Below are 16,585 nucleotides of genomic sequence, written 5' to 3'. Positions count from 1 at the left end.
GTGCTGAGCCTCATCGACCGGTTTGCCGTCGACGAACCTGCCGAAGCCCCATCCGCCCGTGGCCGCATATTTCTTCGAATCCTTGACCATGACTTGGACGGTCGTCGCTGCCCCGGGAACAGAAGCGGGCTCAAATTCGGGCGATTGCGCCCGCTTCCATGCCAGCTTGACGAGAACAGCACCGTCCGGGAACGGCAGCGTGCCAGCACGATAGGCTTCGATTGCAACCGAATTGCCGACGACTGCACGAAGCTCGTTCAGCGGGTCCGCTTCCAACGCTGGGGCGACCAGTTCCCAACCCCGGTAACCGTCGGGGATCGTCACGCCATAGATCGGCGACGCATTCGTCGCCTCCGAACCCGCGCCGGCTCCAAGCGCAGCACCCGCCGCTGTGACGAATATCGCCGCCAGCCCGGCCAATGCGAGATTAACGCGCCTCATCGCAATGTTCCTTCTGTCGAGTGGCTAGAACCGGTCGACGTCGATGACTGCCTGGGCGAAGGCCTGTGGTGCCTCCTGCGGCAGGTTGTGACCGATGCCGCCCGTGATCAGCCGGTGCTCGTACTTGCCGGAAAATCGCTTGGCGTAGACGCTGGGCTCCGGATGCGGCGCGCCATTGGCGTCGCCCTCCATCGTAATCGTCGGCACGCCGATCATGGGAGACGTAGCGAGCTGTTTTTCCAGGTCGTCGTATTTGGGTTCGCCTGCGGCGAGGCCGAGACGCCACCGGTAATTGTGGATGACAATGTCGACATGATCCGGATTGGCGAAGGCTGCTGCGCTCAGGGCGAAAGTGGCATCGTCGAACTTCCACTGCGGGGAGGCGAGCCTCCAGATCAGCTTGGCGAAGTCGGCCGTATTTTTCGCATAGCCTGCACGGCCACGTTCGGTGGCGAAATAGAACTGATACCACCATTGGAGCTCGGCCTGCGGTGGCAGCGGCGCCATGTTGGCCGCCTGATTGCCGATCAGATATCCGCTGACAGACACCATGGCCTTGCAACGCTCCGGCCAGAGCGCGGCGACGATGTTGGCGGTCCGTGCCCCCCAGTCGTAGCCCGCAACGACCGCCTTCTGAATCCCGAGGCCATCCATCATGGCGATGAGGTCGACGGCAAGCGCCGCCTGCTGGCCGTTTCGGACGGTAGCGTCCGACAGGAAGCGCGTCGTGCCGTAGCCGCGCAGATAGGGCACGATCACGCGGTAACCCGAATCCGCAAGAAGCGGTACGACGTCGGCATAGCTGTAGATGTCATAGGGCCAGCCGTGCAGAAGGATGACTGGAGGGCCGTCCGAAGGGCCGTCCTCGGCATATCCAACGTTCAGCAGGCCTGCGTCGATTTGCTTCAGCAATGCAAATGAAGTCCGCGGCTTTATGGAGCCTGAGGCGATGGTTTCCGGATCGCCCCCTTGTGCACTCGCATCACTGATCGCGCCGAGTTGCGCCGCCGCCAAGGTCACGGCGGCGATGCCGAACAGGCGCCGGCGGGAATGGTCGATGTCTTCCGGAGTTCTGATTGCATTCATTGCTGCACCGCCTTGCTGTGAGGTTTGGTCAGGGCCGACCGACAGTCGGGATCGAGGGCTAGATCAGGGTAATTTCGACATCGATGTTGCCGCGTGTGGCCTTCGAGTAGGGGCAGGTCTGATGGGCCGCGTCGACGACCGCTCGTGCGACGTTGGGGTCGAGACCCGGCAGGCTCACATCGAGGCGCGCGCTGAGGGAGTAGGCACCTTCATCGACGTTCAGATCCACCTCAGCGTCGATTGCTGTGCCGGCAGGCAGCGCGACGTTCATCTTACGGGCGGCGATCGCCATCGCTCCCTCGAAGCAGGCCGACCAGCCGGCCGCGAACAGCTGTTCCGGATTGGTGCCGCTGCCCTGACCTCCGGGTGTCGATAGCCGGATATCCAGCCTCCCGTCGGAGCTGCGGGATGCTCCGTCCCGACCGCCGGTAGTGCGGACTTTGCCAGTGTAGAGCCGTTTTGTGTGTGTGGGCATGATCACTCTCCGTTAGTCGATGGAAGGCTGTGCTGCTTCGACACATAGAGAGATGTCGCCCTGCTGGCCCGTTATGCGTTATGAGGAGCTGTTAGTGCTCGCCAGCGGCAGCAAGTCTCGCCGCAGATCGTCACTCGGCGCGAATCTGTCCTGAGGGAAAGCCCTTCTGCGAGCCGGGATCCTCCTCAATCAGGCGAAGGATGACTCCATGATACGATCGGAGCCGCGACAAGCGACATGATTTCGTTTGGTCCCTTCACTCTGGTTGCGAACGAACGGCTCCTTCTGCGCCAGGGCGTGCCGGTTGATCTCGGTGCACGCGCCTTCGACATCCTGGCGACTTTGGCTGCCCGCCCAAACGAGGTCGTCAGCAAGAAGGATCTGCTGGCTCATGTCTGGCCCGATGTCACTGTGGAGGAGGGTAGCCTGCGATTTCACATGGCCAACCTGCGAAAAGCCTTGGGGGACGGCAAGGACGGCGCGCGCTACATCGCTACCCTGGCCGGACGAGGCTACTGCTTTGTGGCACCGATCTCGCGATCGGGCAGTCGGAACGATGTGCACAGCGAGGTCGCCGCCAGCTATCACGCCAATCTACCAAGCCGGCTCATTCGTATGGTGGGGCGGGCCGATGATGCTATCGAGCTTTCAACCCAGCTCATTGCCACGCGCTTCGTCACAATCGTTGGCACGGGTGGGGTCGGCAAGACCACCGTTGCGGTGGCGGTCGGGCATGATGTGATCGAGGTGTTCGCTGGCGCCGTGCACTTCATCGATCTAGGCGCGCTCAGCGATCCCAGCCTGGTCGCAACAACGGTGGCCTCGACGCTCGGGCTGTCACCACAGTCCAACGACGCCATCTCCGAGCTGATCGCCTATCTCGCGGGGCGGCGGACCCTCCTGATCCTCGATACCTGCGAGCATGTCATTGATGCGGCTGCAGACCTGGCAACCCGTATCTTCGCCGACACGCCGCAGACTCACATCCTCGCGACGAGTCGCGAGCCGCTTCTGGTCGAAGGGGAGAACGTTTACAAGCTGGCGCCGCTGGCATACCCGCCGGACGATCCGGAGCTCACGGTGTCAGTTGCGCAGGGCTTCCCCGCATCCCAGCTGTTCGTGGAACGCGCCGCGGCTAGTGGCGCTCGCCTCGATCTCGACGACGCGGATGCCAAGGTCGTGGCCGACATATGCCGGAAGCTTGACGGCATGCCGCTCGCGATCGAGCTGGCGGCCGGACGGGTTGCGAGCTACGGCCTTCATAAGACCGCGGCCCTTCTCGACGAGCGGCTGACCCTGCTGTGGCCGGGGCAGCGCACCGCCCCGCCGCGCCAGAAGACCCTCCAGGCCACTTTGGACTGGAGCTTCGGGCTTCTGTCCGAGTTCGAGCGTCTGGTGCTTCGCCGGCTCGCCGTGTTCGTTGGCCACTTTTCGATTGAGGCCGCCCTGGCGATCGTGACGAGCCCCACTGCTGACGAGACTCTGGTGTTTGGTGCCATCGACAGCCTCGTAGCCAAATCGATGATCGCCGCAAGACCGGCCGGCGCAACAATGCGGTATCGGCTGCTCGATACGACGCGGGCCTATGCCCTCCAGCTCGACGTCCACGATGCCGAACTCACGGAGCTGGCCGCCCGTCACGTCACCTACTATCTGCGATGGCTGGAGGAGACTGGAACTGAATGGCCGACCTTGTCGAGCGCCGCGCAGCGCGCTCTACACCTCGCCGGCATTGCGAATGTGCGAGCAGCCTTGGAATGGTGCTTCGGGCCTGACGGGAACACTCAGCTCGGCATCCGGCTTGCCACTGCCACAGCGCCAGTCTTCCTGTCGATGTCCTTGCTCACCGAATGCCACCGCTGGGCTGCCCAGGCAATTCTCGCCCTGGACAACAGCACGCATGGAGGGCCCGACGAGATGCGTCTTCAGGCGGCCTCGGGTGTATCCCTGATGTTCACGCGCGGAGGACAGGACGCTGCGCGTGCGGCATTGAACAGAAGCTTCGCCATTGCCGAGGAGCGAGGCAATGCGCTCGATCAGCTCCAGGTTTTGGGTCCATTGCAGATGTTCCATCTGCGCACAGGAGGGTTCAGGACGGCGCTCAGCTATGCGGAGCGCTGCTCCGTCATCGCTGGCACTATCAAGGACTCCGTGTCCACGACATTGGCGCACTCGTTGATGGGAATCTCGCTCCATCTGAACGGGGAGCATGGCCGTGCGCGGACTGCGCTCGAAGAGGCGCTGCGATACGGCCCTCGTTCTGACCGGACCACGACGAACTATCTCGGCTTTGACGGCAGAATTCTCGCAGACGCGATTCTGGCCAGGACACTCTGGCTGCAAGGCTATCCGGATCGCGCGGTGGAGCGTGCGCTGCTGACAGTCAAGGATGCGGAAACCTTGGACCATCCGCTAACGCTCTCCATCGCTCTGGTCTGGGCAGTTTCCGTGTTGGTCTGGGTCGGTGATTTCGACCGCGCGGAGGAGCACATCAATCGTCTTTTCTCCTGCGCCGAGCTGCACTCTCTCAGGCCTTACCTCACAGTCGGGCGAGGCTTCCAAGGAGAACTCGCGATTCGTCGAGGCGATGCAGAAAGCGGGGTTCGGAGCCTGCAACGCGTTCTTCAGGACCTTCACGCAGCCCCATACGAACTGCTCACAACGCCGCTCAGCATCGCGCTCGTTCAAGGCTTCGCCGCGACGGGCCGGTTCGCGGAAGCTCTCGCGCTGATCAACGAGACAATTCGATCGGTCGAGGCAAATGGGGATCTTTGCTACATGCCGGAGTTGCTGCGGGGGAAAGCAAACCTCGTCCGCGTGACGAAGCCGGGTGCTGATGACGAGGCGGAATTGTATCTCAGGCGGTCGCTCGAAATGAGCCGCGGTCATGGTGCACGGGGGTGGGAGCTGCGCGCTGCGATGGACCTGGCTACCCTTCTGGCTGCCCGCAGCCAATACGAAAGGGCCCGAGCTTTACTCCAACCGCTGTTCGAGCGTTTCGCGGAGGGCTTCGATACGGCTGATCTGAAGTCTGCGGCACGCCTGCTGGCGACGCTGCGCTAGAGATGGCATCTGGATCATCCAATTTTTCTGCAATCCAAAATGCCCTTTTGGTAAGATATTCATTTCAAATGAGAATTTGACATAACTCACTACGAATCTGGGGGTCAGGAGTTCGAATCTCTTCGGGCGCGCCATTTCATCCGGTTGAAACCGCTGATATTTTTAGGTTTCTGACTCGGCTAGCTCCAGTTTCCTCGCGCTTGCCCTGTCGGAGCCGGTTAGATCCAGCACCACGCGGCCGTCGATCTTGCCTGCCTTGAGTCTGGCGAAGATCGCATTGATGTCGCTTAACGGCGCCTTGGTGATTTCGGCCTTCACCTTGCCTTCGGCCGCGAAGGCGATGGCCTCATCGAGATCGCGCCGCGTACCGACGATCGACCCGCGCACCGTGACGCGCTTGAGCACCACATCGAAGATCGGGGTCGGGAATTCCCCCGGCGGCAGGCCGACAAGAGCAACCGTGCCCTTGCGGCGCACCATGCGCAGCGCCTGTGAAAAGGCCGGCGGCGAGACGGCCGTCACTAAGATGCCGTGCGCGCCGCCGGCGGTCGCCTTGAGCACATCGGCCACCGCGTCCGGCGAACGGGCGTCGATGACCCCCTCCGCGCCGGCCGCGCGCGCCAGGGCGAGCTTGTCCGCTGCGATGTCGAGCGCCACGACCTTCAGGCCCATTGCCTTGGCGTACTGGATCGCCACATGGCCGAGCCCGCCGATACCGGAGATCACGACCCATTCGCCAGGGTGCGCTTCGGTCTCCTTCAAGCCCTTGTAGGTCGTCACGCCCGCGCACAGGATAGGAGCCATCTGCGCGAAATCGACGCCGGCAGGAAGACGCGCGGCAAAGGCCGCCGAAGCGATGACATATTCGGCGAAGCCGCCGTTGCAGCTGTAACCCGTGTTGTGCTGATGCTCGCACAGCGTTTCCCAGCCGGTCTCGCAATATTCGCAACGCATGCACGCGTCGTGCAACCAGGCGACGCCGACGGGATCGCCTTCCTTGAAATCGCTGACGCCGGGACCGAGCGCGGCCACGACGCCGACCACCTCATGGCCGGGGATGAAAGGCAGCGCCGGCTTCACCGGCCAGTCGCCCTCGGCCGCGTGCAAGTCCGTGTGGCACACGCCGCAGGCGACCACCTTGACAAGCAGCTCACCGGGTCCCGGCGCGGGCACCGGCACGTCCTCGATTGTGAGCGGCTTGCCGAAATCGTGCACCACCGCAGCTTTCATCGTCTTCGTCATCGCCTGCTCCTTTTGTGAATGCCGGAAGAGTAGGGTCGCGGAGCGGGCATGCCTTGATCGAGGTCAAGGCATGCATCGTTCGGTCGTTGGGAGCACCTACCGGGATGGAACCGCCATCGGCTGCGGGAGGCGGCTGATCCGCTGGAATGACCAGAGAAGGAGAGGGCAAAGGAGCAGGGCGGCAGCGCCGAAATCGAGAGCGGCCGTCGCGGTGCCTGCCCAAACAGCGAGTTTGCCGCCGATCGCCGGCCCGGCAAGCATGCCGGCATAGTAGACGGTGTAGAACACGCCCATCCCGACCGATCGCGTCCTCTGATCGAGCACGCGCGTGGGCAAGCTCATGATCGCGCCGGCAGGCAGGCCGCATACGATCCCCATGGCGATGATGAGGGCCAGCACTGGTCCGCTTCGCGATAGAAGGAGCATCAGGAATGCGAAACCCACACAGCCCGCGGCGAGAACTGTCCCGCTGTGTTTGGTGCGATCCGCCAGCAAGCCACCCAGGGGGACCGAAAGCGCGGCCAGCCAAATCACGACGCTGATCGTCGATCCCGCCGCCGAATTGGACCACCCCCGCTCGACGAGCATCGACGGACCGAAGCTGAAGACCATCGCGAAGCCGACATTGTAAAGGCACCAGATCAGACCGGCGGCAATGAGGGCATAGGTTGTCCCGGCCGAAATGCCGGAGCGTTCGACGCCACCGGCGGGCGGCATCTCCGGGGTGCGATAGATGAAAGCCAACAAGCCGATGCTGACGACGACCAGGGCCGAAACGGCAATGCCCACGGCGGTCAGCCCGAAGGTTGTTCCGATTGCCGGCAGCAGCATGAGAGCGATAGCGATGCCCGCCGGCCACGAGTTGATGTAGATGGCCATGGCGGTGGCGATTTCCCAGCCGGCAAACCAGTCGGCGACCATCTTGGTCATCAGCACGTTCAGGAGAACGCCGCCGGTGCCGCCGATCAGTCGCCCGCCGATCTGCAGGCTCCAGGACGTCGACGCCGTCATCAGCATTTCACCCGCCAGCATCATCAGCAGGCCGGCGAGAGCGGTCGCCTTGTCGCCATAGCGCCGGCCGATGGTCGCGCCAGGCAGGGCCAGCGCGACACCCGGTGCAAGATAGAGACCGATCAGAATGCCGATGTCGGCCAGGCTTGCGCCGAGGCTGGCGCTGACAAGGGGCGCGACGGCGGCAACGCTCTGAAACTGAAACGCCATCGCGGTGCGGGCGACAAAGAGCACAGCAAGGATCGTCCAGCGGCTGCGCACGGTTCTCTCACGGATTGCGAATTATCCAGGCCTGATATTCTGGTTCAATCGGAAGAAGTTGGTCGGGTCGTATTGCTTCTTGATGGCGGCGAGGCGCGCATAATTTCCGCCATAAGCATCACGCACGCGCTCGTCGCCTTCGTCGCCAAGATTGTTCGCATAGACCCCGCCGGTTGAGAATGGCTTGACCGCATTCCACAGCTCGCGCGCCCAGCGCATATTTGCCTCGTCATCGACCGGATTGTCCCAGATGGCGATCGGGAAGCAATCGAAGGCCGCATCGCGATTGGCATAAGGCGAGTGCGACGCGGGCACGCGGGCGATCGCGCCGCCGACCTGCTGGAAAACCAGCAGGGACGAGCGATTGGGAGCCCTCGCGTAACTGTCGAGCAGCGCGTCGATCGCACCATCGCTGATTTCATGCAGGAATTGCGCTTTCCAGTAATAGCGCCGTCCGCGCGGGAAAAGGCTGTCGCCCGCCGATTGAATCTGGAGATAAGGAACGGCTTGGAGGCGGCTTTCAATGGGAGATCCGAATTTCATCAGCGGTGCTATGACGGGCCCGCCCGCTTCGGGAGACCCCACATAACAAGCCGAGATGCTGAAGGCGCGATCGCCCGACGGCAGTGTGACGAGCGCGGCGTCGACGCTCACCTCGTCCGGGGCGTCACGGGAGAATTTGTCGTAAAACCGCATGGCCTCGCGCGCCTGATCGTAGGCGTGCAGCACCGAGCCGACGAGAAGGGCCGGGCCGAGCGGGTGCAGCCGGTATTCGAACGCCGTCACTATGCCGAAATTGCCGCCGCCGCCCCGCAGGGCCCAGAACAGGTCAGGATGCTCGCCGGCGCTTGTCCGCAACAGCCGTCCGTCGGCCGTGACGATTTCGGCCGCGATCAGATTATCGCAGCTCAGGCCGTGCTTTCGCCCGAGCTTGCCGAAGCCTCCACCGAGCGTGAGGCCGGCAATGCCGGTGTCGCCGTTGACGCCCATGGTCGTCGCAAGACCGTGGGCCTGCGTGGCCGCGTCGAACTCGCCGAGGGTCAGACCGGCCTCGGCTCGGACGATGCGGCGCTCGGGATCGACGGAAATCTTCTTCATGCGGGATAGATCGATCACCATCCCATCGTCGCAGACGGACAAACCAGCGACGTTGTGGCCGCCGCTGCGAACGGCCACGAGTGAGCCTTGTGACCTGGCATGGATCACGGCATGGACGACGTCATCGGGATTGGTGCAAAAGACAATTGCGGCAGGGCGTTTGTCGATCGCCCCGTTCCAGACCGCGCGCGCCTGGTCGTAGCCAGCGTCCGTCGGCAACACCACTTCGCCTCGCAAGCCCTGCCGTAGCCGTTCAGTCGCCGCGCTCGGAACATGGGATCGGCCCAATAGCGCATCGGTTTGTCGCGGAATCTCCATCGTCGCCGTCCTCGGTTCCAACCGGACTAGAGCAATTCCAGGAAAAGTGTGAAGCGGTTTTCTGTCCGGAATTGCGTGAAAACTAAGAGATAGAGTGGTTCGCCGTTTCCGTGAAACGGCGAACCACTCTAGGGTCTCACAGGGGCCAACCTTCTGCAAAAGCGAAATTCTTAGCTACTGGATGAGCAGAATTCATCTACACTGCCGGCATGAGGAACTGCCCGCCGCTCCGTGCTTTGCACGCCTTCGAGGCCGCCGCCCGGCACGGCAGTTTCAAGGCCGCGGCGGTGGAGCTCGGCGTGACGCCGACGGCGATCAGCCACCAGGTCCGCTTGTTGGAAGAGATATGCGGTTGCAAGCTGTTCCAGCGCCGGCCGCGCCCGCTCGCGCTGACGGGTGCGGGAGCGCGGCTGTTCCCTATCCTGCGCAACGGCTTTGATCTTCTCGCCGGTTCCCTTGCCGCGGTCGCGGAGCCGGATTTTCAAGCGCCTCTGCGGGTGACCAGCCCGAATGCTTTCGCCAGCCGATGGCTGGTGCCGCGGTTGCCGAAATGGCGGGAAGCCAACCCGGCCGTGCCGTTGGAGATCATCGGGACGGACGCGCTGCTCGATCTGCGCGCCGGCGCCGCGGACGTGGCGATCCGTTATACACGGCGCCCGCCTTTGGGCTTTGCCGGGCAAGAGCTGTGCCGCGATTCCTTCTTTCCCATTTGCAGTCCGCGATTGCTGGCGAGCGATGGGCGGGCGATCGAGCGGGCCGCCGATCTCCTGCGTTATCCGTTGATCCATTTCGACTGGATGAGCCGCGATCCGGACGCTCCCACCTGGCGCCGATGGCTGGTGACGGCCCGTTCAATCGATCCGGACCTGATCCCGGACAAGGCCTGGGACTTGAGCTTCCGTGAGGAGCTGCACGCGATCGATGCGGTTGTCGCCGGGCAAGGCATTGCGATTTTAAGTGACGTCGTGGTCGGCCGTGAACTGGAAAGCGGCACGCTCGTCAAAGCGCATCCATTGTCCCTGCCGGGCTACAGCTTCTATGTCGTGTGGATGCATCACAGCCCGCGATCCGCGGTGATGGAATCCTTCCTGGCGTGGATGAGAACCGTGATTTGAGCGCAAGGTTGTGATTTGACGTAGGCGAGCAGCGATTGGGGTCGATTGCCAGCATGAGCTCGTCCATCGAGATTGAATTGTCGCCGTATGGGTAGAGTCGGGCTTGCCGCTATTTCAGCCTTCCGAAGCGCCACCCTTCCCGTTCGCGCCGTCGAGCAGCGCGATCAATCCCTTGAGGATCTCGATCGGCGGCGGCGGGCAGCCTGGAATGTGCAGGTCGACGGGCACGACGTCTGCCACGCCGCCCACGACGGCACAGCTGCCGGCGAAGCAGCCGCCGTCCTTCGCGCAGTCGCCGAGCGCGACCACCCATTTCGGGTTTGGCGTCGCGTCCCAAGTTCGCTTCAATGCCTCGCGCATGTTCTTGGTGACCGGCCCGGTGACCAAAAGCACGTCGGCATGGCGTGGCGACGCGACGAAGCGGAAGCCGAAGCGCTCGATGTCGTAGAAGGCGTTGTTGAGCGCGTGCATCTCGAGCTCGCAGCCATTGCAGGAACCGGCGTCGATCGCCCGGATCGACAGGCTCCGGCCCAGCCTCCTGAGGGCGGCGCCGTCGAGGGAGCGCGCCAATTCATCGACCGCCGCATCGCTTACTTGCGGCGGGCGCTCGGTCAGGGGCGGGCGGATCAGACTTTCAAAGAGGAGCTTGCGCATGACGGCATGCCAATTGGTTGACCATGATCTTTTCCGAAAACCCGGCCTCCACTTTTCGGGATCATGGTTCTAGAGATCATGGCCGGAATAGGAGCAGTTGAACGATTTGTTGCAGAGCGGGAAGTCGGCGACGATGTTGCCTTCGATCGCCACTTCCAGAAGCGGCCACTGGAACCATGAGGGATCGCGCAGGTGGCAGCGCTCGATCAAGCCGCCCTCGCCGATGCGCAGCCAGGCCAGGATGTCGCCGCGAAACCCTTCGACCAGCGCCATGCCCTCGCGCGGCCCGTCTGCAACATTGTCCGCCGCGGCGATATCGGCGCGGATCGCGCCGGCCGGCAGCCGCCCCAGCATCTGCTCGACCAGCGACAGGCTCTGCTCGACCTCGCGGACGCGGATCCAGACGCGTGCGTTGACGTCGCCCTCCTGCAGCACCGGCACATCGAAGGTGAGTTCGTCATAGGGTGCGTAGACCGCGTTGCGCCGCGCATCGAAATCGCGGCCGGAGGCGCGCCCGACATAACCGCCGGCGGCATATTGCCTGGCAAGCTCGACCTTGAGCCGGCCGGTCGCCACCGTCCGGTCCTGCAGCGACGCGGTGTTGTCGTAGAGCTCGACCAGATGCGGAAAGCGCTGCCTGATCTCCGCGATCAGCGATCGGATGGCGCTCGTGCCCGCTTCGCCGAGATCGCCTGCCACGCCCCCGGGCACGACGCGGTCGCGCATCAGGCGATGGCCGAAGGCCGCATCGGCGGCGCGCAGCACGCGTTCGCGCAGCACGCCGCAATGCGCGTGCATCAGCGCGAAGGCGGCGTCGTTGCAGATGGCGCCGATATCGCCGAGGTGGTTGGCAAGGCGCTCCAGCTCGGCCATCAGCGCCCGCAGCCATATCGCGCGCGGCGGTGGCGTGACGCCAAGCGCCGCCTCCACGGCGCGCGCGAAGGCGAGCGAATAAGCGACCGTGCTGTCGCCGGAGGTCCTGCCCGCGAGTCTTGCCGCGCGATCGACCGGCGCGCCGGCCATCAGGCCTTCGATGCCCTTGTGCACATAGCCCAGGCGCTCTTCCAGCCGCACCACCGTTTCGCCGCTTGCCGTGAATCGGAAATGTCCTGGCTCGATGATGCCGGCATGCACGGGTCCGACCGCGATCTGGTGGAGGCTGTCGCCCTCCGCCGCGAGGAACCGATAGGAGGACCCGGCCGCCGGCTTCCCGGGCTGCGCCGCCAGAGGATGGCTGATGCCCCATTGGCCATGATCGAGCCAGCGGCGGGTGTCGGGAAGCCCTTGCGGCGCCAGTCCGAAGAGATCGGCCGCGGCGCGCTCCAACCTCAGGGCCGGCGGATGGTACTGGCCGACCGACGGATAGCGGCCGCCGCGGCAGTCCAGACTGATTACGCCAATGTCCCGCGCTTCATCGAGGAGCGCCATGTGCACCCTGTCCGGTTCTCCCCACAGGCCGAGCAGGCTCCAGCGGCCGCCGGCGAGCTGCTTGACGGCAAGGTTCCAGACCTTCGGGGCGACCACGGCGCGTCTCCACGGGGCGTGGTGCTCGGCCGGCCGGCCGGCCTCGATGAGATCTGTGAGTGCGGGCATGCTTTTCCTCACCATGCGCCTTACCCCAGGATACCGGCGACATGCTGGAACCAGGCGACCAGCGGCGCCGGCAGATAGATGCCGGCGGCAAACACCAGAGCGAGGTGCGAATACATCGGCACGTAGGACGCCTCGACCGGCGCCGTGCCGCCGCGCGGCTCGCCGAAGGCGAGGCCGGTCAGCCGCAAAAGCAGCGCGCCGAAGGCGATGAGCAGCCCGAACACCAGCGGGATCGCCAGCCAGGGATGCCTGGCGAAGGTCGAGCTGACGACCAGGAATTCGCTCATGAAGATGCCGAGCGGCGGCAGGCCGGCGATGGCGACGACGCCGATCACGAGCGCCCAGCCAAGTCCGGGGTGGCTTTCGGTCAGCCCCCTGATCTCGGAGATCTTCTGCGTGCCCTTGACCTGCGCGATATGGCCGACGGCGAAGAAGATCGCCGACTTGGTCAGGCTGTGCATGACCATGTGCAGCAGGCCGGCGAAGTTGGCGAGCGGGCCGCCCATGCCGAAGGCGAAGACGATGATGCCCATATGCTCGATCGAGGAATAGGCGAACAGCCGTTTGATGTCGCGGCGGCGGTAGAGCATGAAGGCCGCGAAGATCAGCGAGGTCAGCCCCATCGTGACCATCAGCGGCCCCGGGCCGATCGCCTCCGGGCTCGCGGCGAGCAAAAGCTTGAAGCGCAGCACGGCGTAGAGCGCGACGTTGAGCAGCAGGCCCGACAGCACCGCCGAGATGGGCGTCGGACCCTCGGCATGCGCATCGGGCAGCCAGGCATGCAGGGGGGCGAGCCCGACCTTGGTTCCATAGCCGAGCAGCAGAAAGATGAAGGCGACGCTGAGCAAAGCCGGGTCGAAATGCGCCGCCTTTTCGATCAGCACCGACCAGACCATGGCATTGGTGCCCTCGCCGACGACCGGTTGTGCGGCCATGTAGACGAGGATTGTGCCGAACAGCGCGAGCGCGATGCCGACGCTGCCGAGGATGAAATATTTCCAGGCCGCCTCGAGCGCCTCATGGGTGCGGTAGATGCCGACCATCAGCACGGTGGTCAGCGTGGCGAGCTCCACCGCGACCCACATCAGGCCGATATTGTTCGACACGAAGGCGAGGTTCATGCCGAACATCATGATCTGGTACATCGCGTGGTAGAACCGGAGGTTCGGCGCGGTCAACCGGCCGGTTTCCAGCTCATGCCCGATATAGGACGCGCTGAACACGCTGGTGGTGAAGCCGACGAATGTGTTGAGCACGATGAAGACGATGTTGAGGTCGTCGATGATCAGATATTGCCCTGGCGCCGGCCGCTCCGTGATGAACAGTGACAGCGCCGCGAGCAAGGTCAGCAGGCTCGCTATGACGTTCACGCCCGCGGTCATCTTGTAGTTCGGCAGCGCCGCGAGAATGGCCGCGGCGCCCGCGGGGATCAAAAGGATGGCGGCGACGGCATCGAAGGAAAACGCGGTCACTGGCGCTCTCCCCGGTAGTCGTCGAGCGCGCCGACATCGACCGAATCGAACCGCTCGCGGATGCGGAACAGGAAGACGCCGATGACGATGAAGGCGATCAGGATCGAGAAGGCGACGCTGATCTCGACCACCAGCGGCATGCCCTTGGCGCCGGTGGCGGCCAGCACCAGGCCGTTCTCCAGCGACATGAAGCCGACGACCTGGCTGACGGCGTTGCGCCTTGTGACCATCACCAAGAGCCCCAGCAATATGATCGACAGCGCGAAGGCGAGGTCCTCGCGGGCGAGCGGGTCGGCCTCGGGCGTCACCCTGAGCATCAGCACCATGGAGAGCGTCACCAGCCCAATGCCTGCAAGCATGGTCGGACCGATGCCGACGGCGGTTTCGATGTCGCGGTGGATGCCGAGCCGCTGGATGATGCGATGCAGCCCGACGGGGATGACGATCGCCTTGAACACCAGCGCTATTGCCGCCGTGATGTAGAGGTGGTGCGCGTCCTGGATATAGGCCTGCCAGGCCACCGAGAGCGCAAGCACGACCGCGTGCAGGGCAAAGACGTTGATCAGCGCGAACAGGCGGTCCTGGTAGAGCATCATGAAGGAGACCAGCACCAGGCTGCCGGCAAGCAGGTGAGCGATGTCGAAGGTGAGACCGTTCATCACAGGCTCCGCGAGACGAACAGCAAGAGCGTGCCGAGCAGCGCCAGCATCAGCGCCGCGCCGAGGAAGTCCGGCACGCGGAAGACGCGCATCTTGGCGACCGCCGTCTCGAACACGGCAAGCAGGATGGCAAGCACCGCGAGCTTGGCGATATAGGCTGCGGCGCCGATCGCAAGCGCTTTCGGTCCCGCCCCGACGCTTGCCAGTCCCCAGGGCAGGAAGACGCAGGAGATCAGCGACACGTAGAGCACGAGCTTGAGGAAGGTGGCGAGCTCGATCATCGCCAGATGGCGGCCGGAATACTCCAGGATCATCGCCTCATGGACCATGGTGAGCTCCAGATGCGTGGCCGGATTGTCGACCGGTATGCGCGCGTTCTCGGCGATCGCCACCATCACCAGGGCGATCAGCGACATGCCGAGCGACACCCGCAATCCGACTTCGGGCGAACCCATGAAGGCGGCGACCGTCGAAAGCTGCGTGGCGCCGGCGACGAGCGCCAGGCTGAACACGATGAGCAGCATCGCCGGTTCGGCCAGCGAAGCGATCATCACCTCGCGACTGGCGCCGATGCCGCCGAAGCTGGTGCCGACGTCCATTCCGGCCAGCGCCTGGAAGAAGCGCGCGCTGCCGAGCAGCGCCACGATGACGATGAGATCGGCGGTCCAGCTGAACTCGAGACCGGCGGCGAATGTCGGAACGAGCGCCGCCGCGACCCAGGTGGCGGCAAAGATCAGGTAGGGCGTGACGCGGAACAGCCAGGATGCGTTGTCGGCCAGCACGACCTCCTTGCGCATCAGCCTGATGAGATCGCGATAGGGCTGGATCAGCGGGGGGCCTTGCCTGCGCAGCAGCCTTGCCTTCACCTTGCGCACGAAGCCGATCAGCAGCGGCGCCAGCAAAAGCACCAGCAGCATCTGCGCGCCCTGCACGGCCAACTGGAAAATCATGGCCATAGCGCAAGCACCAGAAGCAGGATGACGAGGTAGAGGAAAACCAGCGTCAGATAGCGGCGGATCGTCAGGAACTGCAGGTAGTTCAGCCGTTCGGTGGCGAAATCGATCGCGCCGGCGATCGGCTGGTAGAACGTCTCCCAGGCCACATCGTGAATGTCCACCTTGATGCGTGCCGGGTCGAGCGCGCCCGGCGCCGGCATTTCCACCGTCTCGCGGGCGCGGAACGCGAATCCGCCGAACACCCGGCGGATGGGCTGCGCGAAGCTGACGGCCGTATATTGCGCGGCGGGCGCCGCGTCGTCGAAGCCGCAACCCCATGCCGGGCCCCGGCGCAGCGCGTGCGAGGCGAAGCGGTGGATGAAGAAGGCCGCGAGCGACGCCGAGATCGTGATGAAGACGAACACCAGCAGGCCGTTGTAGGAACTGCGGCTCTCGGCGATCGGCACGATCGACAGCCAGGGCTGCGCCGACTGCACCGGCATGCGGTCGCCGATGAGCGGAAGCGTCACCGTCGACAGGCCGTCGATGACAAAGCCAGGCACGACGCCGGCGAGCAGGCAGAGGACGGCAAGCACGACCATCGCCGCCAGCGAGAAGCGGTCGACCTCATGCGCCTGTTCCACCACCGCCGATCGCGCCCGGCCGAGGAAAGTGATGCCGAATGCCTTGACGAAGCAAGCCGCGGCCAGCGCCGCGGCCAGCGCCAGCATGCCGCCTACGGCGGGCACGATCACCTTCAGCCCCCATTGCGGCAGCTCGGGGCTCTGCAATATGGCCTGGAAGGCCAGCCATTCCGAGGCGAAGCCGTTGAACGGCGGCAGCGCCGAGATCGAGACGCAGCCGACGAGGAAGACGAAGCTGGTCACCGGCAGACGGTGGATGAGGCCGCCCAGTCTCTCCATGTCGCGTTCGCCGGTCGCCGAGAGCACGGCACCGGCGCCGAAAAACAGCAGGCTCTTGAAGAAGGAATGGTTCAGCACGTGGAACAGCGCCGCGGTGAAGGCCAGCGCCGCCGCCGACGGCATGGCATTCGCCTTGAAGGCAAGCGCAAGGCCGAGGCTGGCGAAGATGACGCCGATGTTCTCGATGGTCGAGTAGGCGAGCAGCCGCTTGAGGTCCTTTTCCATCAGCGCATGAAGGA

The 16,585-nt window shown here is 64.3% G+C and carries 14 protein-coding genes; 2 read left to right on the top strand and 12 right to left on the bottom strand.

The genetic code is table 11. From position 1 onward, the window contains the following. The 3 genes from EOA38_RS09980 to EOA38_RS09970 all read right to left on the bottom strand — a co-directional run. Positions 1-402: cytochrome P460 family protein (locus EOA38_RS09980; RefSeq protein WP_348627514.1), on the bottom strand; the 402-nt coding region annotated here is incomplete at its 3' end. Positions 403-465: 63 nt separating this feature from the next. After that, complete coding sequence (locus EOA38_RS09975) at positions 466-1,527, bottom strand: alpha/beta hydrolase (RefSeq protein ID WP_127299075.1); 1,062 nt, start codon at positions 1,525-1,527, stop codon at positions 466-468. A gap of 58 nt (positions 1,528-1,585) precedes the next feature. Continuing rightward, positions 1,586-2,002, bottom strand: coding sequence for an organic hydroperoxide resistance protein (locus EOA38_RS09970; RefSeq protein WP_127299074.1), 417 nt, complete (start codon positions 2,000-2,002; stop codon positions 1,586-1,588). A 237-nt stretch (positions 2,003-2,239) separates the two neighbouring features. Here EOA38_RS09970 and EOA38_RS09965 point away from each other — a divergent pair, with 237 nt between their 5' ends. Beyond that, positions 2,240-5,065 carry a winged helix-turn-helix domain-containing protein gene (locus tag EOA38_RS09965; protein WP_127299073.1) on the top strand — a complete coding sequence of 942 codons (2,826 nt, stop codon included), beginning with the start codon at positions 2,240-2,242 and terminating at the stop codon, positions 5,063-5,065. Between the two features lie 162 nt (positions 5,066-5,227). On the opposite strand, the gene adhP is transcribed toward EOA38_RS09965, so the two are convergent. The 3 genes from adhP to EOA38_RS09950 form a co-directional block, all read right to left on the bottom strand. Then, complete coding sequence (adhP, locus tag EOA38_RS09960) at positions 5,228-6,307, bottom strand: alcohol dehydrogenase AdhP (RefSeq protein WP_127299072.1); 1,080 nt, start codon at positions 6,305-6,307, stop codon at positions 5,228-5,230. 96 nt (positions 6,308-6,403) lie between these two features. Further along, on the bottom strand, positions 6,404-7,579 hold the full coding sequence (locus tag EOA38_RS09955; RefSeq protein ID WP_127299071.1) for an MFS transporter: 1,176 nt from the start codon (positions 7,577-7,579) through the stop codon (positions 6,404-6,406). Between the two features lie 21 nt (positions 7,580-7,600). Beyond that, entirely contained in the window at positions 7,601-8,995 is a 1,395-nt protein-coding gene (locus EOA38_RS09950; RefSeq protein ID WP_127299070.1) for an FAD-binding oxidoreductase, read from the bottom strand. A gap of 236 nt (positions 8,996-9,231) precedes the next feature. Here EOA38_RS09950 and EOA38_RS09945 point away from each other — a divergent pair, with 236 nt between their 5' ends. Continuing rightward, positions 9,232-10,110: a LysR substrate-binding domain-containing protein gene (locus EOA38_RS09945; protein WP_245480807.1), complete on the top strand. Its 879-nt coding sequence runs from the start codon at positions 9,232-9,234 to the stop codon at positions 10,108-10,110. A 114-nt stretch (positions 10,111-10,224) separates the two neighbouring features. Here the strand turns inward: EOA38_RS09945 and nuoB are convergent, their stop codons facing one another. From nuoB to EOA38_RS09915, 6 genes are all read right to left on the bottom strand, one after another. Next, the gene (gene nuoB, locus EOA38_RS09940) at positions 10,225-10,764 is read right to left on the bottom strand and encodes an NADH-quinone oxidoreductase subunit NuoB (protein WP_127299068.1); all 540 of its coding nucleotides are present in this window, start codon (positions 10,762-10,764) and stop codon (positions 10,225-10,227) included. 69 nt (positions 10,765-10,833) lie between these two features. Further along, the gene (locus tag EOA38_RS09935) at positions 10,834-12,357 is read right to left on the bottom strand and encodes an NADH-quinone oxidoreductase subunit C (RefSeq protein ID WP_127299067.1); all 1,524 of its coding nucleotides are present in this window, start codon (positions 12,355-12,357) and stop codon (positions 10,834-10,836) included. 20 nt (positions 12,358-12,377) lie between these two features. Further along, positions 12,378-13,829: a hydrogenase 4 subunit F gene (locus EOA38_RS09930; protein ID WP_127299066.1), complete on the bottom strand. Its 1,452-nt coding sequence runs from the start codon at positions 13,827-13,829 to the stop codon at positions 12,378-12,380. Next, the gene (locus EOA38_RS09925; RefSeq protein ID WP_126090892.1) at positions 13,826-14,488 is read right to left on the bottom strand and encodes a hydrogenase-4 component E; all 663 of its coding nucleotides are present in this window, start codon (positions 14,486-14,488) and stop codon (positions 13,826-13,828) included. The genes EOA38_RS09930 and EOA38_RS09925 overlap by 4 nt, the downstream gene beginning before the upstream one ends. Then, positions 14,488-15,444 carry an NADH-quinone oxidoreductase subunit H gene (locus EOA38_RS09920; RefSeq protein WP_127299065.1) on the bottom strand — a complete coding sequence of 319 codons (957 nt, stop codon included), beginning with the start codon at positions 15,442-15,444 and terminating at the stop codon, positions 14,488-14,490. The genes EOA38_RS09925 and EOA38_RS09920 overlap by 1 nt, the downstream gene beginning before the upstream one ends. Continuing rightward, positions 15,435-16,585, bottom strand: a 1,151-nt coding sequence (locus tag EOA38_RS09915) for a proton-conducting transporter membrane subunit (RefSeq protein WP_281060092.1), incomplete at its 5' end; no start/stop codon positions are given. The genes EOA38_RS09920 and EOA38_RS09915, both read right to left, overlap by 10 nt.

The organism is Mesorhizobium sp. M1E.F.Ca.ET.041.01.1.1 (assembly GCF_003997355.1).
Lineage (GTDB): Bacteria > Pseudomonadota > Alphaproteobacteria > Rhizobiales > Rhizobiaceae > Mesorhizobium.
The sequence above is the reverse complement of the archived record's forward strand: the minus strand, read 5'-3'. Positions and strand labels throughout refer to the sequence as shown.

Excerpts from the sequence above, each read along its gene's own strand:
- EOA38_RS09975 (WP_127299075.1), bottom strand. The coding sequence starts at position 1,527 with ATGAATGCAATCAGAACTCCGGAAGACATCGACCATTCCCGCCGGCGC.
- EOA38_RS09970 (WP_127299074.1), bottom strand. The coding sequence starts at position 2,002 with ATGCCCACACACACAAAACGGCTCTACACTGGCAAAGTCCGCACTACC.
- EOA38_RS09965 (WP_127299073.1), top strand. The coding sequence starts at position 2,240 with ATGATTTCGTTTGGTCCCTTCACTCTGGTTGCGAACGAACGGCTCCTT.
- adhP (WP_127299072.1), bottom strand. The coding sequence starts at position 6,307 with ATGACGAAGACGATGAAAGCTGCGGTGGTGCACGATTTCGGCAAGCCG.
- EOA38_RS09950 (WP_127299070.1), bottom strand. The coding sequence starts at position 8,995 with ATGGAGATTCCGCGACAAACCGATGCGCTATTGGGCCGATCCCATGTT.
- nuoB (WP_127299068.1), bottom strand. The coding sequence starts at position 10,764 with ATGCGCAAGCTCCTCTTTGAAAGTCTGATCCGCCCGCCCCTGACCGAG.
- EOA38_RS09935 (WP_127299067.1), bottom strand. The coding sequence starts at position 12,357 with ATGCCCGCACTCACAGATCTCATCGAGGCCGGCCGGCCGGCCGAGCAC.
- EOA38_RS09925 (WP_126090892.1), bottom strand. The coding sequence starts at position 14,488 with ATGAACGGTCTCACCTTCGACATCGCTCACCTGCTTGCCGGCAGCCTG.
- EOA38_RS09920 (WP_127299065.1), bottom strand. The coding sequence starts at position 15,444 with ATGGCCATGATTTTCCAGTTGGCCGTGCAGGGCGCGCAGATGCTGCTG.